The following is a 26,902-nucleotide window of genomic DNA, read 5'->3' on the forward strand; positions in this document are numbered from 1 at the left end:
GCCGCCGTGCCCCTTTCGCCGACTCGATATCGGCGTGCGGCCCGTCACGGCTGCCCCGCTGACCGCCTCTCCCGGAGGTCCCGCGCCGCTTCCCGCGAACCCGGGGCCTCCGGGTAAAGGCGCGCCCAAACCCGATTCAATCTTCCGCCCATATGCGTTCCCATATAAGGCGGCCATGCGCCCGTCCAGCTCTATTGCTTCCCTAAATTTACGCTAAGGAACTGATCCAAAACCCTCCCGATCGTTAAAAGGCGCAGGTCAGACGCCGATCATGAGGGTTGACCAGCCATGACGGGCCTCTCTAATGTGACAGCGCTCCTCCATGTCCCATGCAAATGATCCCGCAGTTCTTTGCAGCGTTCACAGGATTTCTTCGGCATGCACGTTTGCACCGCCACACATCCCCAAGAACCCGTGACCGCGTTTCGTTTTTATTGCACCTTTAGCGGACCGGTGAGAAGGGCATCATCATGGACGGCACCCCCACAACCGACCAGAACGCGGACAACGGCGCACGCACGGGAGGCGGTACGAGACCGTCACCGGCCGGCCGACTCCGCGCCAGGCCGGACGAGCGCGGGCCGCTCTCTTTCGGCCAGCGGCGGCTCTGGTTCCTCGACCGCTGGCTCGGAGACAACGCTGTCTACAACATCCCGGTCGTTCTCCGCTTCACCGGCCCCTTGGACACCGCCCGTCTGGCGGCCGCCGTCACCACGGCCGCGGCCGGTCAGGACGCCCTGTACACCGTCTTCGAGGCGGACGAGAACGGGGAGCCGCGCCAGCGGTTGCTGGAGACCCGTGAGACGGACTGCCCGCTCGTCGACCTCACCGGCCTCGCCCCCGCCGACCGCGTCCGCAGCGCTCAGGAGGCCGTCGAGGCCGATGCCCGCAGGCCGTTCGACCTGGCCCGGGATCCGATGCTGCGCGCGACGCTGTACCAACTGTCCGAGGACGAGCACTGGTTGCAGCTCACGTTCCATCACATCGCCTGCGACGGTTGGTCATTGGATGTGTTCCAACGTCGGCTGAACGAGGCGTACCGCGCGGGTGACGGGTCGGTCCGGCCTCTGCCGGTCCAGTACGCCGACTACGCGTTGTGGCAGCACGAGACGCTGCGCGGCCCTCGTACGGAGAAGACCCTGGCGGCCTGGACGGACGCGCTGGCCGATGCGCCGGCCGTGCTGGACCTCGGCACGGACCGCCCCCGACCGGCCGAGATGAGCTATCGGGGCGAGACTACGGACTTCCCGCTCACCGGGGTGTCCTCGGCGGCGCTTGAGGCGTTCGCCGCCGAGGAGAACGTCAGTCTGTACACGGTGATGCTCGCGGCCTTCCAGGTGCTCGCCGCGCGCCACTCGGGGAGCGGTGACATCGTCGTCGGTTCGCCGGTGGCGGGCCGGGACAACGCCAAGCTCAACGATCTGGTCGGCTTCTTCGTCGACACGCTCGTCCTGCGGGTGGACCTGGGGGACGACCCCGGCTTCCGGGAACTCGTGGCGCGCTCCCGCGCGTCGCTGCTGAGCGCGCTCTCCCGCAGCAGGGCCCCGTTCGATCTCGCCGTGAAGCAGTTGCACCCCGAACGGTCGTTGAGTCACAACCCGATCGTGCAGACGCTCTTCGCCTTCCACGAGGAGGAGCCGCCGGCGCCCTTCGGTGAGGGGCTGAGCGTCGAGCGTTCCATGGTGCCCACGGGGACCGCGAAGTTCGACCTCACCTGGTCGATATACCGGCGTCCGGACGGTCTCCATCTCCAAGTCGAGTACGCGACGGACCTGTTCGACGCCGACACCATCCGTACCCTGGTGGACCACTGGCAGATCCTGCTCGGCCAGATCCTCGCCACACCCGATCTCCCGGTGAGCCGGCTTCCGCTCATGGGGCCCGCCGAGCGGGAGTTGGTGGAGTCTTGGGCGGGTGACGGCGCGGAACTCCCCGTCAGTGCGATCCACGAGCTGGTTGTACGTCACGCGCTGGAGACTCCCGACGCCGTGGCCGTCGTCTGCGACGACACCACCCTCACCTACGCCCAACTCGTCACCCGCGCCGCGCAGATCGCCACACACCTGGTCGAGCAAGGCGTCGGCCCCGAAGTCTGCGTCGGTGTCTGCGTCGAACGCTCCGTCGACACCGTGATCACCACCCTCGCCATCCTCATGGCCCACGGCGTCTACGTCCCCCTCGACACCGCCTTCCCCACCGACCGCATGCACCACATGCTCACCGAAGTCGGCGCCACCCTCGTCCTCACCCATGAGCCCACCCACACCACCGTCCCCGACGGCCCCTGGGACACGCTCGACATCACCACCCTCCCCACGCCCAAGGCCACACCAAGCCTCAGCCACGCCCTCGCCCACCTCCCCCAGCATCTCGATCCCGACCACGCCTGCTACGTCATCTTCACCTCGGGATCCACCGGACGCCCCAAGGGCACCACCGTCAGCCATGCCAACGTGACCCGCCTCTTCGAAGCCGTCCAACAGCGCCTCTCCTTCGGCCCGGACGACGCCTGGAGCCTCTTCCACAGCTATGCCTTCGACGTGTCGGTCATGGAGATGTGGGGCGCGCTCACCAGCGGTGGACGCCTCGTCGTCGTCCCGTACCTCACCAGCCGCGACGCGGAGGCGTTCTACACCCTCGTACGCGACCAGTCGGTCACGATGCTCAGCCAAACCCCCTCCGCCTTCCGCCAGTTCGAGGCGGTCGACGCGACGGCGGGCGACGAACTGGCCCTGCGGGCGGTGCTGTTCGCTGGCGAGGCGCTGAACCGGGCGTCGGTGCGCCGCTGGGGCGGCCGTCACGGCTATGCCTCGCCGCTGCTCGTCAACCTGTACGGCATCACCGAGACCACCGTGCACGTGACCTACATCGAGGTGGACGAGGACCAACTCGACGGTACGTTCAGCCGGATCGGCAGGGCGCTGCCCGATCTCCGCCTCTACGTCCTGGATCCGTCGGGCGATCCGAGTCCGATCGGTGTCGTCGGGGAGCTGTACGTCGGCGGGCCCGGCGTGACGCGTTGCTATACAGGTCAACCGGCGCTCACCGCCCAGCGATTCGTGCCCGACCATCTCGGTCCCACACCGGGAGCCCGGCTCTACCGCAGTGGTGACCTCGCCCGCTGGAAGCCCTCCGGCGACCTGGAGTACCTCGGCCGGGCCGACGCCCAGGTGAAGGTGCGCGGCTACCGCATCGAACTGCCTGAGATCGAGGCCCGGTTGGGGCGGCAGCCCGAGATCCGACAGGCCGTGGTCGTCGTCCGGGACGATCTCGGCGGCCACACGGACCTCGTCGCCTACCTCGTACCGGAACCGGGCACGGACCGGCCCACCACGAGCGAACTCCGTGACGCCCTCGCGGGCCACCTCCCCGACTACATGATCCCGCGGAACTTCGTCTTCCTCGACGCCCTCCCGCTCACCCCGCAAGGCAAGCTCAACCACCGGGCGTTGCCAGATCCGACCACCGAACGCCCGGAATTGGCCGCCGAGTTCGTCGCACCGCTGCCCGGAACGGAGGAACTGCTCGCCGGGATCTGGAGCAGCGTCCTCGGCGTCGACCGCATCGGCCGCCACGACAACTTCTTCGACCTCGGCGGCGACTCCATCCGCAGCATCCAGGTGCTGGGACTGGCCCGTACCCAGGGCGTGGGCTTCGAGTTGCAGGACCTCTTCCGCTCGCCCACCCTCGCGGGACTTGCCGAGGCCACTACGACGCACGCGGTGTCCGAGACCCCGCAGCGCGACAGTGAGCCGTTCTCCATGGTGAGCGCCGAGGACAAGGCACGGCTGCCGCAAGGCCTCGTGGACGCCTATCCGATGGCGGAACTCCAGGTCGGCATGATCTACGAGATGGAGCTGGACCGTGAACGGCTGCCGTACCACAACGTGGACAGCATGCGCATCAACGGCCGGTTCGACGAGCGCAGTTTCAGGGAGGCACTTCGCCTGGTCGTGGAACGCCACCCGATCCTCCGTACGTCCCTGGAGCTGAGCGGCTACAGCGAGCCCCTCCAACTGGTGCACGCCACAGCGGAGATGCCCTGCGTGGTGTCGGATCTGCGCGCACTCGACGACGAGGCGCAACAGGCGGAGATCGCCGCGTACGTGTCCTTCGAACGCTCCCATGTGTTCGACCACTCCCGGCCGCCGCTGCTGCGGTTCGGCATCCATTGGCTCTCCGACGACGCCTTCCAGTGGACGGTGACCGAGCACCACGCCATCTTCGACGGCTGGAGCCTTCACTCCACGCTCGCCGAGATCACCGGCCTCTACCAGCAGCTCGCTGCCGGTGCGGACACGGTCGCCGCCCTCGAGCCGCCCGCGTCCGCGTACCGCGACTTCATCGCGGCGGAGCGGGAGGTGCTGCGCTCGCAGGAGAGCGAGGCGTTCTGGCTGGAGCGGCTCACGGACCGGCCCACCGGCCGGCTCCCGCGCTGGCCGGACCGGCACAACGCCGAACTGGCGACGCCCGAGCGCGAGAACGAGTGGCGGGTGCTGCACTCGGCGGAGAAGCACGGCTCGATCGAGACACTGCTCCCGGCGGAGCTGTGCGACGAGTTGCTGGCGCTGGCCAAGCGCTGCGGGGTGCCGCTGAAGTCCGTGATGCTGGCGGCGCATCTGCGGGTCATGAGTCTGGTCACCGGAAGCCGGGACGTACTGGCCGGGCTGTCGTCCAACGGACGCCTTGAGGAGGCCGGGGCGACCGAGGTGCGGGGGCTCTTCCTCAACACCGTCCCGTTCCGGCTGGAGTTGCCGGAGGGCAGTTGGCTGGACCTCATCCACGCGGTGTTCGAGGCCGAGCAGGACATGCTGCCCCATCGCAGATACCCGCTGGGCGCGCTCCAGCGTCGGATGGGTGGCGAGGCCCTGTTCGAGACCAGCTTCGTCTACAACCACTTCCACGTGCTCACCGACGAGTTCGGTGAGGGCAGTCTGACGATCGAGGACGGGAAGATCGACAGCTTCAGCACGCTGCGTGCCGAGCCGACCAACTTCCCGCTGAGTGTCGGCGTGATCCGCAACCCGTACTCCACCCGGCTGCTCCTGAGCCTCGACTACCACCTCGGTGTGCTGGTCGAGGACCAGGTGGCGTTGATGCGGGACTACTACGTGCGGGTGCTGGAGTCGATGGTCTCCGAACCCGACACCGCGGTCAGGGACGTCACTCTGCTCGGAGACACAGAGCGGGAGTTGGTGACGTCATGGGCGGGTGACGGCGCGGAACTGCCCGTCAGCGCTATCCACGAACTGGTGATACGCCGGGCGCTGGAGACCCCCGACGCCGTGGCCGTCGTCTGCGACGACACCACCCTCACCTACGCCCAACTCGTCACCCGCGCCGCGCAGATCGCCACACACCTGGTCGAACGAGGCGTCGGCCCCGAAGTCTGCGTCGGTGTCTGCGTCGAACGCTCCGTCGACACCGTGATCACCACCCTCGCCATCCTCATGGCCCACGGCGTCTACGTGCCTTTGGACACCGCCTTCCCCACCGACCGCATGCACCACATGCTCACCGAAGTCGGCGCCACCCTCGTCCTCACCCATGAGCCCACCCACACCACCGTCCCGCAGGGCCCGTGGCACACCCTGAACATCGACACACTCCAGGCCGCCACCACCCCGCCGTCGGACCTCGACCACACCCTGGCACACCTGCCCCGGCACCTCGATCCCGACCACGCCTGCTACATCATCTTCACCTCGGGATCCACCGGGCGCCCCAAGGGCACCACGGTCAGCCACGCCAACGTCACCCGCCTCTTCGAAGCCGTCCAGCAACGCCTCCCCTTCGGCCCCGAAGACACCTGGACCCTCTTCCACAGCTACGCCTTCGACTTCTCCGTCTGGGAGATGTGGGGCGCCCTCACCACCGGCGCACGCCTCGTCGTCGTCCCCTACCTCACCAGCCGCGACGCGGAGGCGTTCTACGCACTCGTCCGCGACCAGGCCGTCACCATGCTCAGCCAAACCCCCTCCGCCTTCCGCCAGTTCGAAGCAACCGACCACACCCACCGACACGACCTCGCCCTACGCGCCATCGTCTTCGGCGGCGAAGCACTCGACACACCCTCCGTACGCCGCTGGACAGACCGCCACAGCCACACCACACCCCGCCTCGTCAACATGTACGGCATCACCGAAACCACCGTCCACGTCACCACCCACGACATCGACACACACCAACTCGACGGCAACATCACCACCATCGGACGGGCTCTCCCCGACCTCCGCCTCCACGTCCTCGACCCATACGGCAACCCCACCCCGATCGGCGTCATCGGCGAACTGTACGTATCAGGGGCGGGCCTCGCGCGCGGGTACGGGGCGCGGCCGGCCCTGACGGCCGAGCGTTTCGTCCCCGATCACCTGGGACAGGCACCTGGGTCCCGGCTCTACCGCAGTGGCGACCTCGCCCGCTGGACGCCCTCTGGCGACCTGGAGTACTTCGGCCGAGCCGACGCCCAGGTCAAGATCCGCGGCTATCGGATCGAACTCGGCGAGATCGAGGACCAGTTGGGCCGGTTCGCCGGTCTGCGTGAGGCCGTCGTCCTTCCCTATCAGGAGGCGAACGGCCGTACGGACCTGGTCGCCTACCTCGTACCGGAGCCGGGCACTGACCAGCCCACCATCAGCGAACTCCGCGACGCCCTCGCCGACCGCCTCCCCGGCTACATGATCCCGCGGAACTTCGTCTTCCTCGACGCCCTCCCGCTCACCCCACAGGGGAAGCTCGACCAGCGTTCCCTGCCCGCTCCGACGACCGAACGCCCCACCCTCGAAACGGAGTTCATTCCGCCCCTCCCGGGAACCGAAGAAGCTCTCGCCGCCATCTGGGCCGACATCCTCGGTGTCGACCGCGTCGGCCGCCACGACAACTTCTTCGAACTCGGCGGCGACTCCATCCGCAGCATCCAGATACTCGGCCGAGCCCGCGACCACGGACTCAGCTTCCACCTCCAGGACCTCTTCCAGCACCCCACCCTCGCCGACCTCGCCACGGCCACGACCGCCGCACACCCCGCCACCACAGCACCCACCACGGAACCCTTCTCCCTCCTCACCCCCCACGACCGCGAGCATCTCCCCCCGGGCCTCGACGACGCCTACCCCATGGCCGAACTCCAGATCGGCATGGTCTACGAGATGCAGCGCGACCCCGACCGCAACCCCTATCTGAACGTGACGTCGCTGCATCTGCCGGGCCGGTTCGAGCAGGAAGCCTTCCGTGCGGCCGTGTCCCTGGTCGTGGATCGGCATCCGGTGCTGCGTACCTCGTTCGACCTCAGTGGTCTGTCCGTGCCCATGCAGTTGGTGCACACGGACGTCGAGACGCCCCTCGGCCTGGTGGATCTGCGCGGGCTGAGCCAGGCCGGGCAGCGGCGCGAGCTGGCCGACTACGTCCGTGGGGAGCGGACGTCGGGCTTCGATCCGGCGGCGGCGCCGCTGTTCCGGATGACCGTCCACCTGCTGTCCGACGACGCCTTCCAGTGGACCGTCACCGACCACCACGCCATCCTCGACGGCTGGAGCCTCGCCTCCACCCTCGCCGAGATCATCGAGACCTACCACACCCTCCTCGACGGCAGCACTCCCTCGCTCCCGCCCCTCCGCTCCACCTACCGCGACTACATCGCAGCCGAACAGAACGCCCTCACCGACCCCACCCACACCACCTACTGGCACACCCTCCTCACCGACCGCCCCGACACCCGACTCCCCCGCCACAGCGGCAACGGCGACTCCGCGCTCGTCGGTGAACGACTCGATGGCGAGGTGCATGAGCACGACGACACGGGTGGGTACGGAGCGCTGGTCACCGTGGTGCCGCCGGATCTGCTGTCGGCTCTTGAGGACAGTGCCGCCCGTATCGGTGTGCCGTTCAAGGCCGTTGTCCTGGCCGCCCATATGCGGGTTCTGGGCCTGGTCACGGGCAGCGCGGACGTCGTCACCGGGTTGTCGTCCAACGGCCGCCTTGAAGAGACCGACGGCACCGAGGTCCGTGGGCTGTTCCTCAATTCGCTGCCGTTCCGGCTGCGGCTGCCCGACGGCAGTTGGGCGGATCTCGCGCGCGCCGTGTTCGAGGCTGAGAGCGAGATGCTGCCGCATCGCCGCTACCCCATGCCCGCGCTGCAACGCGCCTTGGGTGGCGACCCGTTGTTCGAGACCGGCTTCGTCTACAACCACTTCCGTCACGTGGACGAGTTGGCCGAGGGGGGCCGGGCCTCGGTCTCCGGGCCGCACGACGAGGCGGCCGCCGGGGTCGCGCGGACCAGCTTCCCGCTGCATGTGGCGATGAGCCGCGAACCAGGTATGGCCGGAATGCGGATGGAGTTGGAGTACGACGCCAGGGAGTTCCCCGCGGAGCAGATGCGTCTGATCCGCGACTACCACCTGCGGGCGCTGCGGGCGATCGCCGAGAGCCCGGACGCGGACCACCGAGCAGCCGTCCTGCTCGGCGAGGCCGAACAGGCCTTGCTGGAGCGCTGGAACGACAACTCCGCCGCTGTCCCGTCCACGCCGGTCCATGAGTTGGTCAAGGCGCGGGCAGCGGCGCAGCCCGACCGCGTCGCCGTGGTCGCCGGGGGGCAGTCCCTGACGTACGGCGAACTCGACGAGCGTGCCGACCGGTTGGCCCGTCATCTGCGTCAACTGGGTGTCGGCCCCGAGGTGTTCGTGGCGATCGGCCTGCACCGTTCGCCCGAACTGGTCGTCAGTATGCTGGCCGTACTCAAGGCCGGTGGGGCCTACGTACCGTTGGATGTCTCCTTCCCCGCGGCCCGGCTCGCGCACATGCTCCGCGAGGCGGACGTGCGGGTGGTCCTGGCCGGGGCGAGCACGACGGCGCTGATTCCGCAGGGGCCGTGGGAGACGGTCGACGTGGACACCGTCGCTCTGCCCGAAGAGGTGCTGTGCGACCAGGAGTTGGCAGCCCTCGCAGGACCGGACAACGCCTGCTACGCCATCTTCACCTCCGGTTCCACCGGACGGCCGAAGGGCGTGGTGACCCGGCACCGCAACGTGACCGAGCTGCTGCACGGCGGTCCCGCGATGGAACTGCGGGAGGACGACACCGTTCTCCAGATCGCGACCGTGGCCTTCGACGTCTCCACCTTCGAGATCTGGGCGCCGCTGGCGGCGGGGGCCCGGCTCGTGCTCGCCCCGCCGGGACGGTACGCCCCGGCCGATGTGGCGGGCTGGGTGACGGAGCACGGCGTGACGGTCCTCCACGCCACCGCCTCGCTGTTCGCCCTGCTCGTGGACGAGCAGCCGCAGACCTTCGACGGGCTGCGTCGGCTGCTCACCGGCAGTGAGACGGTGTCCGCGCCGCACGCCGGCCGAATTCTCGCCTGTTGTCCGTCACTTGAGCTGGTCAACTGCTGGGGGCCGACGGAGACCACCACGTTCTCGGTGTGCGGCGTCTTCACGGCGGACTCGCTCCCGGCCGGTCCGCTGCCGCTCGGCACACCGCTGGCCAACACCGAGGTCCGCGTGCTGGACGAGGCCGGTCATCCCGTGCCCGTGGGCAGTCCGGGTGAGTTGTACGTCGCCGGGCCGTGCCTCGCACGCGGCTACCTGGGCAGCCCCGCGCTGACCGCCGAGCGCTTCCTGCCGCACCCCTCGGTGCCGGGTGCCCGGTTGTACCGTACGGGTGACCGGGGGCGCTGGTCGGCCGAGGGCCGGGTGGAGTTCCTCGGCCGGGTCGACCACATGGTCAAGATCCGCGGCTACCGAGTGGAGCCCGGCGAGGTGAGCGCGGCGGTCGGCGCCCATCCGCGCGTACGCCAGTGTGTGGTGACCGCGCCGCGGGACGCGTCGGGCCGGGCCGATCTGGTGGCGTACGTGGTGTGCGACGAGCCGACGCCCGATGTGTCCGAACTGCGGTCGGTGCTACGGGAGAAGCTGCCGGAGTACATGCTGCCGAAGGCGTTCGTGTTCCTCGACGCGTTCCCGCTGACGGCTCAGGGCAAGGTGGACCGCGGCAGGCTCCCCGCACCGTCCGGGGACCGCCCCGAGCTGTCGTCCCGGTACGAGGCACCGCTGCCCGGGGTGGAGGAGCGGCTGGCGGTGATCTGGCGTCAGGTCCTCGGGGTCGAGAGGATCGGCCGGCACGACAACTTCTTCGACCTGGGCGGCGATTCGATCCGCAGCATCCAGGTGATCGGACGGGCCCGGGAGGAGGGTCTGCTGCTCACGCTGCCCGTACTGTTCCGGTCCCCGACGCTCGCCGCGCTCGGTACCGAGGCGACCGCGGAGACCGACGACCAGTTCCCCGCACTGCCGACGGAGCCGTTCGCCCTGTTGTCGGACAAGGACCGGCAGGCGCTGCCGCAGGGGCTGGTGGACGCCTATCCGATGGCGGCCCTCCAGGTCGGCATGGTCTACGAGATGGAGATCGACCCGGACCGCAACCCGTACCACAACGTCAGTACGGTGCGGCTCGGCGAGCGGTTCGCGGAGGACGCCTTCCGACGGGCCGTCGAGCTGGCGGTGGCCCGCCACGAGGTCCTGCGTACCTCGTTCGACCTGAGCGGCTACAGCGAGCCGCTGCAACTCGTGCATGAGCACGTCGAGTTGCCGCTGACCGTCGTGGATCTGCGAGGCCAGGACGACGCCGCGCAACGGGCGGCGGTCGCGGATCGTGTCCGTAGCGAACAGGACGAGAGCTTCTCGGTGGCGGTGGCGCCGCTGTTCCGGATGACCGTCCACCTGCTGTCCGACGACGCCTTCCAGTGGACCGTCACCGACCACCACGCCATCCTCGACGGCTGGAGCCTCGCCTCCACCCTCGCCGAGATCATCGAGACCTACCACACCCTCCTCGACGGCAGCACTCCCTCACTCCCGCCCCTCCGCTCCACCTACCGCGACTACATCGCAGCCGAACAAGACGCACTCACCGACCCCACCCACACCACCTACTGGCACACCCTCCTCACCGACCGCCCCGACACCCGACTCCCCCGCCACACCACCGCTCTTCCCGACGGGCTCGCGGGGCCGTACGGCGCGGGCGAGGTGCACCGCGACGACGCGGAGCGCCGGCACGGAGAGTTGATCACTCCGCTGCCGGTCGGGCTGAGCGAGGATCTGGACCGGTTCGCCCGGCGGTGCGGCGTACCACTGAAGTCCGTGCTGCTGGCGGCGCATCTACGGGTCATGAGCCTCGCCACCGGCAGCCGGGACGTCGTCACGGGGCTGTCGTCCAACGGACGCCTTGAGGAGACCGACGGCACCGAGGTGCGCGGGCTCTTCCTCAACACGTTGCCGTTCCGGCTGGAGTTGCCGGACGGCGACTGGCAGGACCTCGCGCGCGCGGTGTTCGAGGCCGAGCAGGACATGCTTCCCCATCGCAGGTACCCGATGTCCGCGATCCAGCGCGAACTGGGCGGGGAGCCGCTCTTCGAGACCGGCTTCGTCTACAACCACTTCCGCCAGATCGACGCACTCGCCGGTGGGGCGGACGCGAACGACGACCGGGCCCGCGCGAACGGAGGCGGGCGGACCCACTTCCCGCTGCTGGTGGCCGTCAGCCAGGAGCCCGGGTACCAGGGGCTGAGCCTGGAGATGGAGTACGACAGCGGCGAACTGTCCTCCATCCAGGTGCAGTTGATGCGGGACTACTTCGTGCGGGTGCTGGAGTCGATGGTCTCCGCACCCGACACCAAGGTCGCGAACGTCGTTCTACTCGGAGACACAGAGCGGGAGTTGGTCGCCTCATGGGCGGGTGACGGCGCGGAACTGCCCGTCAGTGCGATCCACGAGTTGGTGATACGCCGGGCGCTGGAGACTCCCGACGCCGTGGCCGTCGTTTGCGACGACACCACTCTCACCTACGCCCAACTCGTCACCCGCGCCGCGCAGATCGCCACATACCTGGTCGAACGAGGCGTCGGCCCCGAAGTCTGCGTCGGCGTGTGCGTCGAACGCTCCGTCGACACCGTGATCACCACCCTCGCCATCCTCATGGCCCACGGCGTCTACGTGCCTTTGGACACCGCCTTCCCCACCGACCGCATGCACCACATGCTCACCGAAGTCGGCGCCACCCTCGTCCTCACCCATGAGCCCACCCACACCACCGTCCCGCAGGGCCCGTGGCACACCCTGAACATCGACACACTCCCCACGCCCAAGGCCACACCAAGCCTCAGCCACGCCCTGGCCCACCTCCCCCAGCGTCTCGATCCCGACCACGCCTGCTACGTCATCTTCACCTCGGGATCCACCGGACGCCCCAAGGGCACCACGGTCACTCACGCCAACGTCACCCGCCTCTTCGAAGCCGTCCAACAGCGCCTCCCCTTCGGCCCCGAGGACACGTGGACGCTCTTCCACAGCTACGCCTTCGACTTCTCCGTCTGGGAGATGTGGGGCGCCCTCACCAGCGGTGGACGCCTCGTCGTCGTCCCCTACCTCACCAGCCGCGACGCCGAAGCCTTCTACACCCTCGTCGGCGACCAGGCCGTCACCATGCTCAGCCAAACCCCCTCCGCCTTCCGCCAGTTCGAAGCGACCGACCACACCCACCGACACGACCTCGCCCTACGCGCCATCGTCTTCGGCGGCGAAGCACTCGACACACCCTCCGTACGCCGCTGGACAGACCGCCACAGCCACACCACACCCCGCCTCGTCAACATGTACGGCATCACCGAAACCACCGTCCACGTCACCACCCACGACATCGACGCACACCAAATCGACGGCAACGTCACCACCATCGGGCGGGCTCTCCCCGACCTCCGCCTCCACGTCCTCGACCCGTACGGGAACCCCACCCCGATCGGCGTCATCGGCGAACTCCACGTCGGCGGCGCGGGCCTGGCGCGTGGCTACACGGGTCAACCCGCCCTCACCGCCCAGCGATTCGTACCGGATCATCTGACGCCGGCCCCCGGTGCCCGGCTGTACCGCAGTGGCGACCTCGCCCGCTGGACGCCCTCCGGCGACCTGGAGTACCTCGGCCGAGCCGACGCCCAGGTCAAGATCCGCGGCTATCGCATCGAACTCGGCGAGATCGAGGACCAGTTGGCCCGGCTGGACGCGATCCGGCAGGCGGTGGTCGTCGTCCGGGACGATCTCGGTGACCGCGCGGACCTGGTCGCCTACCTCGTACCGGAACCGGACGCCGACCAGCCCACCATCAGCGAACTCCGCGACGCCCTCGCCGACCGCCTCCCCGGCTACATGATCCCGCGGAACTTCGTCTTCCTCGACACCCTCCCCCTCACCCCGCAGGGCAAGCTCGACCAGCGGGCGTTGCCCCAGCTCACGGCCGAACGCCCCGAACTGGCGGCCGAGTTCGTCGCACCGCTGCCCGGAACGGAGCAACTGCTCGCCACCGTCTGGGCCGACATCCTCGGTGTCGACCGCATCGGCCGTCACGACAACTTCTTCGACCTCGGCGGCGACTCCATCCGCAGCATCCAAGTACTCGGCCGAGCCCGCGACCACGGACTCACCCTCGACCTCCAGGACCTCTTCCAGCACCCCACCCTCGCCGACCTCGCCACGGCCACGACCACCGCACACCCCGCCACCACAGCGCCCACCACCGAGCCCTTCTCTCTCCTCACCGCCCATGACCGCAACCAACTGCCCCCGGGGCTCGACGACGCCTACCCCATGGCCGAACTCCAGATCGGCATGGTCTACGAGATGCAACGCGACCCCGACCGCAACCCCTATCTCAACGTCGAGAACCTGCCGGTCGCCGGTCCGTTCGACGCTCCGCTGTTCCGGCGAGCCGTCGCGCTGGTGGTGCGGAGGCATCCCGTTCTGCGTACGTCGTTGGCGCTGACCGGGTACAGCAAGCCGCTCCAACTGGTGCACACGGACGCCGATGTGCCCCTGACGGTGCTGGATCTGCGGGGTCTCGGGGACGACGCGCAGCGCGCGGCTCTGCGGGAGTGTGTCCGTACCGAGCGGGCGAAGGTGTTCGACACGGGTGCGGCGCCGTTGTTCCGGATGACCGTCCATGTGCTGTCCGACGACGCGTTCCAGTGGACCGTCACCGACCACCACGCCATCCTCGACGGCTGGAGTCTCGCCTCCACCCTCGCCGAGATCATCGAGACGTACCAGGCCCTGCTGGACGGCCACTCCCCCACGCTCCCACCCCTGCGCTCCACCTACCGCGACTACATCGCGGCCGAACAAGACGCGCTCACCGACCCCACCCACACCACCTACTGGCACGCCCTCCTCACCGACCGCCCCGACGCCCATCTCCCTGGCGATTCAGTGGAGTTGACCGACGAGCCGGGCTATCGCAACGTCACGACGCATCTGCCCCCGCAGCTCCTGGCCGCGCTGGAGCAGGGTGCCGCGCAGGCCGGTGTTCCGCTCAAGGCAGTCCTGTTGGCCGCCCATCTGCGTGCGCTGGGCCTGGCGACGGGGAGCCCCGATGTCATCACCGGGCTGACGGCCAACGGCCGGCTCGAGGAGACCGACGGGGCCGAGGTGCGCGGGCTCTTCCTCAACACCGTGCCGTTCAGGCTCCGTGTGCGGGAGGGCAGTTGGGCCGATCTGGCGCGGGCCGTGTTCGACACCGAGCGCGAGATGCTGCCGCACCGCAGGTATCCGATGGCCGCGCTTCAGCGCGAGTTGGGTGGTGCGCCGCTCTTCGAGGTCAATTTCACCTACAACAGCTTCCCGCAGTTCGGCGCGCTCGCCGAGGCGGGTGCGCTGGCCAAGGAGGGACCGGGCAACGACGTCCCCGGCCTGGCTCCCACGAGCTTCCCCTTCAGCGTCACGCTCAGCCGGGAGTCCGTACTCGGCGGGATGTGGATGGAGTTGGAGTACGACACCGCGAAGCTGTCGGCCGACCAGGTCGCCCGGCTGCGCGACTACCACCTGCGGGCGCTGGAAGCGGTGGCGGCGGACATCGAAGCGGACGTGTACGGGGTGCCGTTGCTGAGCGAGGCCGAGCAGGCGCTGCTCGACATGCTGAACTACACGACGGACGCGCGGGCGGCGGGCCGGGTTCCGGTGCACGAGCTGCTTCAGCGGCAGGCCGCCCGTACCCCGGACGCGATCGCGATCGAGGACGGTGAGACCCGTATCAGCCTGGCCCGGCTGGACGCGGACAGCGACCGGCTCGCCCGGCGGCTGCGCCGGAGCGGGGTGCGTCACGGTGATCTCGTCGGCATCTTCCTGCGGCCCGGCGCCGCGGCGCTGACCACCTTCTGGGCCGTGTGGAAGGCGGGGGCCGCGTTCGTCCCGCTCGATCCCGGACTGCCGGAACACCGGCTGCGCTCGATGCTGGACCAGGCCCGGCCCGTCGTGCTGATCACCGACGACCCGAAGGCCGCCCCGAGCGGTCACCCGCTGTTCGATCTGTCGGTCCTCACCCATGAGGCAGCGGACGCGGACAGTTCCGCGCTGCCGTCCGTGAGCACCCGCGACCTGGCCTATGTGATGTTCACGTCCGGCACCACCGGTGCCCCCAAGGGCGTCATGATCGAGCACGGCAGCCTCGCCGCCTTCGCGGTGGGAACACCGCTGGCGCGCACCCGTTCGCTGGGCGCCGAGAAGCCGCTGCGGGTGGTGACCGGCACATCGGCGTACATCTCCGACTTCCTGCTGGCACAGATCCTGATGGTGCTCGACGGTCACACCCTGTGCGTGCTGAGCGAGGAGCAGCGTCGTGACCCCGGGCATCTCGTCGCCCTCGCCCATGACCGTGAGCGGGCGCCGGACGTCATCGACACCACCACCGCGCAGCTTCAACTGTTCGTAGACCAAGGGATGTTGGATGCTCCGCACCCACCCCGGCTGCTCGTTCTCGGCGGCGAGGCGTGCCCGCCCGACCTGTGGGCGGCGCTGGCCGAGCGGTCCGCGATCCGGGTGTTCAACACTTACGGGCCCACGGAGGCGACGGTCGAGGCGACCATGGCACGGGTGACCGGCGACAGCGGGCCCGTCATCGGCCGGCCCTGCGCCAACACCCGGATCCATCTCCTGGACGCGGCGGGGCATGAAGTGCCGCCCGGCACCGCGGGTGAGATCTGTGTCGGTGGCATCGGGGTGGGCCGCGGCTATCTCGGCCGACCGGGCGTCACGGCCGAGCGTTTCGTGCCGGACCCCTGGGGCCCGGCGGGCAGTCGTCTCTATCGCACGGGTGATGTCGGCCGGCTCACCGACTCCGGTGATCTCGAGTTCCTGGGCCGGGTGGATCACCAACTCAAGGTGCGCGGCGAGCGTGTCGAGCCGGAGGAGGTCGAGGCCGTGTTGCGCGCCCATCCGGGCGTGGCCGCCGCGATCGTCGGCCGTCATCCGGACCACGAGGGGCTGCTGGCGAACGTCGTACCGGCCGAGGGCGGCGCTCCGGACCAGCGGGAGCTGCGGCGGCACGCGGCCTCGCGGCTGTCGGCGGCGGCGGTTCCGACGCACTTCGTCGTGGTCGACGCGGTGCCGCTCACCCCGGCCGGGAAGCTGGACCGCCGGGCCCTGTCGACCAGCGGCCCCGGCTCTCACCCCGCAGGAGCGCCCGAAGGGATCGGGGGTCCGGGCGAACCGGGCCCCGGCGCGGCGGAGTCGGCGTTCTCCCGGACGGAGCGGCGGGTCGCCGAGGTGTGGCACAAGGTCCTCGGCGTGCACGCCGACCGGCGGGACGACTTCTTCGCGATCGGCGGGCACAGTCTGCTGGCCGTGCGGCTCGCGGGTGAGCTGGGCGCCGCGTTCGGCACCACGGTTCCGCTGCCGCAGCTCTACAGCACGCCCACGCTGGCGGGTCAGGCGGCGTTCCTCGATGACGCCCGGCACGCACGGGAGGCCAAGCGCCGCGGCAGCGGCCCGCGCAGCGTCATCGGCCTCGGCGGCTCTCCCGGTCTTCAGCCCCTGGTGCTGGTGCATCCGCTCGGTGGCACGCTCTTCTGCTACCGGGATCTGACGGCCCGGGTCGCGGACTCCTTCGAGGTCATGGGGGTCCAGGGGGACCTGATGAGCGGCGGGGACACGGCGGACTTCGCCTCGCTGGCGTCGGGTTACGCCCGTGAACTGGCGCCCCTGCTGCGGGGACGTCGGCCGGTGATCGCGGGCTGGTCGGCGGGCGGTGTGCTGGCGCACGAGGTCGCCGCACGGCTGGCGGACCGGGGCATCGTGGCCGATCGGGTCGTCGTCGTCGACGCCGCTCCCCAGCAGGGCCCGGACGCGGCGGCGGACGTGGCGGCGCTGGAGCGGCTGCGTGCCGATGTGGGACGGCTGGGACCGCGTCGGCTCCTGGCGGAGCACGCCATCGACGACGTGCTGCGGCTGCTCGGCGTGGACGCGGAGGCGCTGGCCGAACTGAACGGGCCGGTCACCGCGTCGCTCATGGAGTTCTGGCACGGGATGCTGTCCGGCCTGGCCGGGCACCGGCCCTCCTCGTACGCGGGCCCCGTGCACCTCGTGGTGTCCCGCCAGGGTGAGGAGTCGGCCGTGCGTGCCGCGATCACCGGGTGGCGGCGGTTCGCCGGAACGCTGCGTGTCTCGTACGCCGACGGTGACCACTACCAGCTCCTGCGGGAGCCCTGGATCGCGGATGTGGCCGAGGCGTTCACCGCCCCGGACGATCCGACCGGTCGGGGCGACGGGGACGCGTCCCACCGGTCCTGATCCGCCGTACCCATCCGAATCCGGCTGGACCCTTTCGAAAGGAACTCGACGTGCTAGTGCTCGGTGTCAGCGGACTCGACCGATCGTTGTCCGTCAAGAAGAGCATGCTGCCCGGTCTGGACTGGCGGGAACAGCGTGTGGTGCAGGGTCTCGACTCGGCCGCGGCCCTGGTCGGGGAGCAGGGGGTGATCGCCGCCTCGGCGCAGGAGCGGCACGACGGGGTGAAGGGCACGGGCGCGTTCCCTGTCGACGCGATCGAGGCGTGTCTGCGGATGGCCGGAGTGACGCTGGACGACGTCGACTTCGTCGCGCACGGCTTCCGGTACGAGCCGTCGGTCGCGTTCGAGCGCGACGAGTTCGCCCGGCGCTGGTACCGGGAGGTGTACAGCGAGGACGTGCAGTACGAGGTGTTGCGCGCGCACTATCCGGACCAGGACTGGGCGCGCAAGTTCGTCCGGGTCGGCCACCATGCGGCCCACGCGGCCAGCAGCTACTACCTGAGCGGGTTCTCCGACGCGACGGTTCTGGTGGCCGACGGCATGGGCGAGGCGGAGTCCACGTCGGTGCTGCGGGGCAGCGGTGCCGCGCTGCGGGGGGTGCGCAGCTACTCCATATCCGCCTCGCTGGGCATCCTCTACAGCGTCATCACCCAGTACCTGGGGTTCCTGCCGGGGATGGACGAGTACAAGGTGATGGGCCTTGCGCCCTACGGGGACGCGAGCCGGTTCGCGAACGTGGCGGACGAATTGGTGCGCCGGGCTCCGGGCGGACGGCTGCTGGCCCCCGTCCTGGCGCACGACAAGTCGCCGACGGAGCGCGAGACGCACCGGGGGGCGATCCGGCGGCTTGAGGAGCTGTTCGGTCCGGCCCGGCACCCTGAGGCGCCGCTCGACCAGCGGCACATGGATGTCGCGGCGACGGTCCAGCGCAAGCTGGAGGAGTGCCTGCTGTATGTCCTGCGCGAGACGGCCGACGCCGCGGGCGGCTCCCGCAATCTGTGCATGGCGGGGGGTGTCGCGCTGAACTGCACGGCCAACGGTGTGATCGCCCGCAGCGGTCTGTTCGACCGGGTCTTCGTCCAGCCGGCGTCCGGGGACGACGGTACGGCGCTCGGCGCGGCGCTGTGGCAGCTCCAGCAGCATGTACCGGAGCCGCCGGTCTCGATGGCGATGCCGTACTGGGGCGAGGAGTTCGACGACGCGGACATCGAGGCCGAACTGCGGGGACTGGGCGACGGGTTCACCGTACGGAAGCTGGCCGAGGACGATCTGCTGGCCGAGGTGTCGGCGCTGATCGGGGCGGGGAAGGTCGTCTCCTGGTTCCAGGGGCGGATGGAGTTCGGTCCGCGTGCGCTGGGCAACCGGAGCATCCTCGCGGACCCGTCGTCGCCGCACATGCGGGCCCATCTGAACACCGTCGTGAAGCAGCGTGAGGAGTTCCGGCCGTTCGCGCCCGCCGTCCTGGCGGAGGAGGCGACCACCTACTTCGAGATCGAGTCGGGTCAGGAGTCGATGTACCGTCACATGCTGTTCGTGGCACAGGTCCGGCCCGAGTACCGGGACCGACTGCCGTCGATCACGCATGTCGACGGCTCGGCGCGGGTGCAGACCGTCGACCGGGAGAGCGCGCCGAGGTTCTGGCGGCTGATCCGGCGGGTCGGTGACGACCGGGGCATCCCGATGGTGGTCAACACCTCGTTCAATCTGCGCGGCCAGCCGGTCGTCCGGACGCCGGAGGTCGCGGTCGCCACGTACGCCCGCTCGACGCTGGACGCGCTGGCGATCGGCGACTGGCTGGTGACCCGCGACGAGCCGTCGGCGGCCGGGACGGCGGGTGCGAGCGATGAGTGAGCGGCCCGCCTCCGAGGGGGAACGTTCCGCGGCGGAGCTGCGTGACGCCGTCGCCGCGATCTGGCGCGACGCCCTCGGCCTGGACGACATCCGCGACGACTGCAACTTCTTCGACGAGGGCGGCGACTCGGTCCTCTCGGTGGAGGTGGCGATCTCGCTGCGCGAACTCACCGGCCAGGACGTCGAGTTGGACATCCTCTACGACTACCCGGAATTCGGCGCCCTGTCGGCGGCGTTGGGCGCGGGCCCCGAGGAGGAGAGGCCCGAGACACGGGAGTTGACCGCGGCCGAGGAACGGCTGTGGACCGTCGAACAGCTCCATCCGGGGAGCGCCGTCTATCACCTCGCGGTCCGCTACCGCTTCCCCGGCGGGCTCGACGTCACCAGGCTGCGCACCGCGCTCGACACCCTGGCGGCCCGGCACGAGGCGCTGCGGCGCGGCTTCGTGAAGCCCGCGCTCTCGCTGACCGCGCGGAAGGTCTCCGTGGCGTGCCGGTGGGTGGATGCGCGGGGTGTGTCGGAGACGAGTGTGCGCGAACTCGTCGACACCGAGGTGCGCACCCCGTTCGACCTCGGTCGGCCTCCGCTGCTGCGGGCGCTGGTCGTGGACCGGGGTGACGCGGGCAGCGAACTGGTCCTGACCGTGCACCATTTGGTGTGTGACGGGGTCTCGCTGGACCTCCTCGAGACACAGCTCCAGGAGTTGTACGAGGGCGGCTCCGACTCGGGGGACACGGAGTGGGAACGGGAGCCGGTCGGCAGGCAGGCGGTGTCCGTACGGCCTCGGGGCGCCGAGGCGGCGCTGGACCACTGGCGGACGATGCTCGCCGACTGCCCCGGCGCGCTGTCCCTGCCGCACGATCTGCCGCGCCCGGCGCGGCTCGGTGTCGGCGGCGCCTCCCATCGCCTCGTGCTCACGGACGCGCAGGTGTCGGCGCTCCGGTCGGCGGCCGAGGAGGAGCGGCTCAGTCCGTTCATGATGTGGGTGGCCGCCTATGTGACCGCTCTGGTCGCGGTGACGGGTGACCGGGATCTGGTGCTCGCGGTACCGGCCTCGTCGCGGGGTCCCGCCCAGGCGGGTGAGGTCGGCATGTTCGTCGACACGCTGCCGCTGCGGTTCGTGGTCCGGCCGGGGGCCACGGCCCGTGACGTACTGCGGTCGGTACGTCGTGTGGTGACCGGGGCCCTGGCCCATCAGCAGGTGCCGTTCCAGACGTTGGTCGAGGAGGTGGGGTCCGGTACCGACCGATCGCGGGCCCCGCTGGCGCAGACCGCCCTCACCTACATGGACACCACAGGGGGCGGGCTGCGGTGGGACGGTCACCGCGCCGAGCGTGAGCAGATCGGCACGGGCACCGCGAAGTACGAGACGCTGTGGCTGGTCACGCGGACCGGTGGCGCGACGGTCTGCGAACTGGAGTACTCCACCGACCTGTTCAGCGACGAGGCCGCGGCGGCCCTGCACCACCGCATGGTGGCGGCCGTCGACGCCGCTTTCGCACAGCCGGACGCCCCGCTGCCGTCGGAGTGCGCGACGGACGCGCCCGGCGTGTTCGTACCGGTCCATGAACGGGTGCACCGCCAGGCCGTGGAGCAGCCCGGCGCGGTGGCGGTGCGGCACGACCAAATGACGCTGACGTACGGGGAGTTGGACCGGCGGGCGAGCGTCCTGGCCGCCGGGCTCCGGGCGGCCGGGATCGGGCGCGGCGCGACGGTGGCCGTGCCCATGGAGCGCGGTATCCCGTCGGTCACCACCTGCCTCGGCATCCTGTACGCGGGCGCCGCCTACCTGCCGGTGGACATCGCGCAGCCGGCCGAACGCACCCGGCACATCGTGCGCACCGCGGCGACGGTGGCCGTCGTCACGGACGACGCGACGGCCGAGCTGCTCGCGGAGGTGGTGCCCACCCATCTGCTGGAGAAGCTCCTCGTCACCGACGAGGCCCCGGTGACCCCGGCGGCGGTGACCGGCGCCGACGTCGCCTATGTGATCTGCACGTCGGGCTCGACGGGCCGCCCCAAGGCGGTGGTGGTGCCGCACCGTGCCGTCGTACGGCTCGTGCCGGACGCGGACTTCGTGACGTTCGGCCCCGCCGACAAGGTCGCGCATGTCTCCAACCCCGCCTTCGACGCGGCGACGTTGGAGATCTGGGGAGCGCTGGCCGGTGGCGGCACCCTCGTCGTCGCGGACCGGGACGTTCTGCTGTCACCGCGGCGGATGCGGTCCTTCCTCACCGACGAGGGCATCACCGTCATGTTCCTCACCGTGACGCTCCTCAACCAGATGGTGGACTTCGCGCCGGACGCCTTCCGGGAGCTGCGGGTGCTGCTCTTCGGCGGTGAGAAGCACGACGCGCGCAGGCTGGCGAATCTGTTCGCGGCCGGGCCGCCCGCCGCCGTGGTCAACGGCTACGGGCCCACCGAGAACACCACGTTCAGCACCACCCACGCGGTGACCGCCGAGGATCTCGCCGAGGGCGTCGTCCCCCTCGGCCGCCCGCTCCCGCGCAGCACGGCGTACGTCCTCGACGCGTCCGGGCAGCGGGTCGGGACGGGCGGGACCGGGGAGCTGTACGTGGGCGGCGAGGGGCTCGCCCACGGCTATCTCGACGCGCCCGCGCAGACCGCCGCCGCCTTCGTCCCCGACCCGTTCGCCGGGCGTCCCGGACAGCGGCTCTACCGCACGGGCGACCAGGTGCGGGTCCTCCCCGGTGAGCGGTACGAGTACGTGGGGCGGCTCGACGACCAGGTGAAGGTGCGCGGCCATCGCGTCGAACTCGCCGAGATCGAGGCGGCGGTACGGAGGCGGAACGGGGTGGCCGACGCCGTCGTGCACGCACGGCCGACGGACGACGGCATCGAGATCATCGCGTTCGTGGCGCCGGAGACCGGCGGGGACGGGCCGAGGACGGCCCTGGACGTCACCGTGCTCGGGGAGCAACTGCGGGGCGAACTGCCGCAGTACATGCTGCCGACGGTGATCGTCGTCGACCGGATCCCCGTGACCGCCAACGGGAAGGCGGACCGCGAGGCTCTGCTGTCGATGTCGGTCGCGAGCGGGGCCGATGGTGGTGCTCCGGTGGACTCCGCCGAACCGGCGCAGGACGGCGACCCGGTCGACGCCACGGTCACCGCGCTCTGGCAGGAGGTGCTCGACACCGGGAGCGCCCGGCCGGAGGACAACTTCCTGAACGTGGGCGGGCATTCCATCAAGGCCATGCGGCTACTGGCCCTCCTCGGCGAGGAGTTGGACGTCACGATCGATCTGGTCGACTTCTTCGAGGACCCCACCTTGCGCGGACTCACCGCCCTCGTACGGCGCGAACTGACGGGAGACGAGCTGTGAGCACCGCTCCTTCCCTGGCTCGCTTCCTGCACTGGGCCCAAGTCAGGCCGGATGCCGCCGCGATCAGCGACGAGAGCGGCGAACGGACCTACGCGGCACTGGAGTCGGCGGCCCGCAGCCGGGCGGCGGAGCTGGCGGCGGACGGGGTGCGTGCCGGTACGCGGGTCGCCGTCGAGTGCGGATACGGCGCCGACTACGTGGTGGCTCTGCTGGCGACGTGGCTGCTGGACGCGGTGGCGGTGCCGCTCGACCCGGCCGCGCCTGCCGAACGCCGCCGTCATCAGGTGCGAAAGGCGGGCTGCGCGGCGGCCGTTCCGTTCGCGGACACCGACGGCGTCGTCCGCGCCGCGGTCGCCGAGGTGACCTCCGGGCCGACGGACGCCGGTCCTCCGGACACGGGCGAGCCCGCCGCGTACATCCTCTTCACCTCGGGCTCGACCGGGCTCCCCAAGGGGGTGGAGATCGAGCACACCGGGCTGCTCACCATGCTGGACCACTTCTCCGGCGCCATGGGCCTGGGCCCCGGCGACCGGATGCTCGCGCACAGCAGCGTCGTCTTCGACATGTCCGTGCCGGAGATGCTGGTGCCGCTGACGAGCGGCGGCACGATCGCCGTCGCGCCGTCGCGCTGTGCGCGCAACCCTGAGTTCTTCGCGAAGTGGCTGCTCACACAGGATGCTTGCGCGGCGTACGCCACCCCCAGTCAGTTGCGGCTGCTGCTTCCCTTCCTGGCCGGCGAGCGGGTCTTCACCCATCTGGTCAGCGCCGGGGAGGCCCTGCCCGCCGCGCTGGCCGAGGAGGTGGAGGGGGTCGTCGGTACCTTGTGGAACGGGTACGGCCCCACCGAGACGACCGTCTGCGGGCTGTGCACCGAGGTCCGTCCGCCCTACCGGGACCCGATGCCGATCGGCGTGCCGATCACCGGTCTGCGCGCCCAGGTACTGGACGACGGGCGGCAGCCCGTCCCCGAGGGCGAGGTCGGTGAACTCTGCCTCTACGGGGTCGGCGTGGCGCGCGGTTACGTGGGCGAACCCGGCCTGACCGCCCGGTCGTTCATCACCGGCCCGGACGGCTCCCGCGCCTATCTGACCGGCGACATGGTGCGGGTCGGTGCCGACGGACAGTACGTCTTCCACGGCCGGATCGACGACCAGGTGAAGATCCGGGGGCACCGGGTCGAGCTGGGCGAGATCGAGTCGGTCGCCGAGCGCGTCCCGGGTGTCTCGCGGGCGGTCGCCCTGCTCACCGAAGTGCTGCGCGGGCGCGGCGAGTTGTATCTCGCCGTCGTGTGCCGGGCCGAGGACGGCGCCCCCGTCGACCCGGCGGCCGTCGAGGCCGCGCTGCGCGAACGGCTGCGGCACGACCTGCCGGTCCATATGCGGCCGGGACGCCTGCTGTTCTTCGACGAACTGCCGCACAACGCCTCGGGGAAGACCGACCGCAACGGGGTGCGGCGCATCGTCGAGGAGCGCCTGGGACATCCCTGAACACGGCGCACACCGCCGCTGGTGGTGTGCCCGACGACCTCAACTCCCGTCAACCGAATTGTCAGTCACGAAAGGCAGCGGACTCATGAGCGAGCAGATGACCGAAACCCGGTACAGCGTGGTCCACAACGACGAGGAGCAGTACAGCCTGTGGGCCGAGGGGCGCCCGCTCCCGGCCGGCTGGCACCGCACGGACTTCAGCGGCGGGCGCGAGGAGTGCCTGGCCCACATCGACGAGGTCTGGACGGACATGCGCCCGAAGAGCCTGCGGACGGCCATGGGCGAGAACTGAACGCTCACCGATCGAGGGCCGGGGAGGTGCCCGTCGTCGTACGGGCGCCTGCCCCGGCCGTATCCCCAGCCAGCAGTGGAGGTCAGTCGTGTGGGCGATTCTTCGCCGCAATGCGCAGTTCCGTCGGATGTTCGCCGGCGAGGCGGTCTCCAGCTTCGGGGACAGCGCCATGTTTCTGTCACTCGCCATCTGGGCGAAGGATCTCACCGGCTCGAACGCCGCCGCGGGTCTGGTCATGCTGGCACTCACCGTGCCGGGCCTGGCCGCGCCCTTGCTGGGGCACCTCGTGGACCGGGTGCGGCGCAAGCCGCTGCTGGTGAGGATGTACGGCGGCATGGCGGTTCTCGTGCTGTCCCTGCTGGCCGTGCGGGGCACCGGTCAGTTGTGGATCATCTATGTGGTCGCCTTCGCCTACGGGGCGCTGGTCGCCACGCCCGCCCGGCAGGCGCTGCTGAAGGACCTCCTGCCGTCGTCCGAGGCCGTGCAGGCCAGGTCGTTGCTCATCGCCACCAGGGAGGGCGTGCGCATCGCGTCCCCGGTGGCGGGCGCCGGGGTGTACGTGGCCTTCGGCGGTGTCGCGCTGGCCGTGATGGGGGCGGTCATCCTGAGCACGGCCGCGCTGCTGATCGCTTCGGTCCGGGTGGTCGAGTCGGAACCGGACCCCGTCGAGGAGTCCTTCGGCACCTCCCTCGTCGCCGGTCTGCGGTATCTGCGCGCCACACCGCTGCTGTTCCGGCTGACGCTGGCGATGGTCGTCTTCCTCGGCGGCATCGGCATGCTGGAGACCGCGGCCTTCGCCGCCGTCGATCACGGCCTGGGCCGCCCGGCGGCGTTCGTCGGCGTCATGGCGTCGATCCAGGGCGCCGGTTCCGCGCTCGGCGGGCTGGTCTCCGGGGCGGTGATACGGCGGCTGGGGGACGTCGGTACGAGTTGCGTCGGCTACGGACTCGTCGCCGCGGGGCTGCTGTTGTGCGTCTCGCGTGATGTGGCGCTCTTCCTCGTCGGGACGACACTCATCGGCGCGGGCCTGCCGTTCGTGGCCGTGGTGCTGGGCGCGGCGGTGCACCTGTACGCACCGGCCCGTATGCAGGGCCGCGTCAACGCCACGGTCAACACGGCGAAGGACGGGGCACAGGCCCTGTCGCTCCTGGCGGGCGCCGCGCTGATCGGGGTGCTCGACTACCGGATCATGTACGCGGTGATGACCGTGACCACGGTGGCGTGCGCGGTCAGTCTGCTGGGGCGGTCGATCCCCACCCCGGAGGTGGTGCCGTCGGTGGCGGACGCCCCGGCCGACGAGGACCCGGCGCCGAATCAGAAGCCGGCTACCGCGTGATGTCCAGGGCTGAGCACGGGGATGACTCAGCGGGGAGCAGGCTCGATACGGCGTCCCGTGATGCGCCGGGGCTGGATCGACACCCACTCTTCACGGGTGCCTCCGGCCCAGGGATCGGTGTGGGCGTGCTCGGCCAGTCCCCGTACGGCGTCGGGGTCCGCGACGACGTGCGCCGGGCCGACGACGAGCACGCTCCAGCCCCGGCTCATCGCCTCGTCCAAGTGGTCGACCTCGAAGGCTACTTCGGTTCCCACCGCCAGCGCGGGCACGGATCCCGGCATGGTCCGGTAGGCGATCGCGTCGTCGGCGACCTCGTAGTTCACCGGGATGACCGCCGGGCCGTCGGGGGTCGTCACCGCGAGGCGCCCCACCCCGTGCGTGGACAGCAGGGTGCGGCATTCGTCAGGGTCGAGATCCCGCAGTCGAGGGTTCAGGAGCGCGTGTCCCTGGCCCGGCGGGAGGTCGAGGCCGCCCCCGCACAGCGCCTCGACGCTGGTGCCCAGGGCGTCGGACAGCCGGATGAGCGTCGCCATGCTCGGCTCGGCCGGATGTTCTTCGAGGTAGGCGAGGTACTCCGGTGCCATGACGGCGCGGCGGGCGACCTCTGCCCGGCTCAGGCCCTGTCGCTCGCGTTCCGCGGCCACGCGTCGGCCGATGTCACCGGGGTTGGGCACCCCGGCGGGTGAGGCCGCGTCGGACACCGGGTGGGCGGGGCGGGGCGCTGATGTCGATGGTGCGCCACCACCGGAGCCCGCGGACCCGTGCTCATCGTGGTGGACGTGCGCGTCGGGCCCGGGGAACACGAGGGTCACCTCGCCGGTGTCCGACCAGCGCACGTCGTAGGGGGGCGTTCCGTCCTCGTGATGGAGTCCGACGATCTCGCCGTCGCGCTGGGTGGTGCCGGTCTTCGGGCTTTCGATGACGAGGTGGTCGCCGAGGTGAGCTCGCATGATCGCCGCCCTTCCCGCACAATCGTGGCTGTACCCAA

At 70.4% G+C, this 26,902-nt stretch carries 7 protein-coding genes; 6 read left to right on the top strand and 1 reads right to left on the bottom strand.

The genetic code is table 11. The features are described 5' to 3' along the window. The first annotated feature begins 470 nt into the window (after window positions 1–470). From ACZ60T_RS04380 to ACZ60T_RS04405, 6 genes are all read left to right on the top strand, one after another. A complete protein-coding gene (locus ACZ60T_RS04380) occupies window positions 471–17,603 on the top strand; it encodes a non-ribosomal peptide synthetase (RefSeq protein WP_469664306.1) in 17,133 nt (5,710 codons plus the stop codon). Window positions 17,604–17,653: 50 nt separating this feature from the next. Continuing rightward, complete coding sequence (locus tag ACZ60T_RS04385; protein WP_469664308.1) at window positions 17,654–19,453, top strand: carbamoyltransferase family protein; 1,800 nt, start codon at window positions 17,654–17,656, stop codon at window positions 19,451–19,453. Further along, entirely contained in the window at window positions 19,446–22,799 is a 3,354-nt protein-coding gene (locus tag ACZ60T_RS04390) for a non-ribosomal peptide synthetase (protein ID WP_469664310.1), read from the top strand. Before ACZ60T_RS04385 ends, ACZ60T_RS04390 begins: the two co-directional genes overlap by 8 nt. Beyond that, complete coding sequence (locus ACZ60T_RS04395; protein WP_469664312.1) at window positions 22,796–24,286, top strand: amino acid adenylation domain-containing protein; 1,491 nt, start codon at window positions 22,796–22,798, stop codon at window positions 24,284–24,286. The genes ACZ60T_RS04390 and ACZ60T_RS04395 overlap by 4 nt, the downstream gene beginning before the upstream one ends. Before the next feature lie 85 nt (window positions 24,287–24,371). Continuing rightward, window positions 24,372–24,578 carry an MbtH family protein gene (locus ACZ60T_RS04400; protein WP_365634978.1) on the top strand — a complete coding sequence of 69 codons (207 nt, stop codon included), beginning with the start codon at window positions 24,372–24,374 and terminating at the stop codon, window positions 24,576–24,578. A gap of 88 nt (window positions 24,579–24,666) precedes the next feature. Next, window positions 24,667–25,914, top strand: coding sequence for an MFS transporter (locus ACZ60T_RS04405; protein WP_365634975.1), 1,248 nt, complete (start codon window positions 24,667–24,669; stop codon window positions 25,912–25,914). Between the two features lie 26 nt (window positions 25,915–25,940). On the opposite strand, the gene ACZ60T_RS04410 is transcribed toward ACZ60T_RS04405, so the two are convergent. Next, complete coding sequence (locus ACZ60T_RS04410) at window positions 25,941–26,864, bottom strand: DUF1918 domain-containing protein (protein ID WP_469664315.1); 924 nt, start codon at window positions 26,862–26,864, stop codon at window positions 25,941–25,943. Window positions 26,865–26,902: the final 38 nt, after the last annotated feature.

Source organism: Streptomyces sp. NPDC104371 (assembly GCF_055583785.1).

Bases quoted from the DNA above. Each gene is read 5' to 3' on its own strand.
- ACZ60T_RS04390 (WP_469664310.1), top strand. From the start codon at position 19,446: ATGAGTGAGCGGCCCGCCTCCGAGGGGGAACGTTCCGCGGCGGAGCTG.
- ACZ60T_RS04410 (WP_469664315.1), bottom strand. From the start codon at position 26,864: ATGCGAGCTCACCTCGGCGACCACCTCGTCATCGAAAGCCCGAAGACC.
- ACZ60T_RS04380 (WP_469664306.1), top strand. From the start codon at position 471: ATGGACGGCACCCCCACAACCGACCAGAACGCGGACAACGGCGCACGC.
- ACZ60T_RS04400 (WP_365634978.1), top strand. From the start codon at position 24,372: ATGAGCGAGCAGATGACCGAAACCCGGTACAGCGTGGTCCACAACGAC.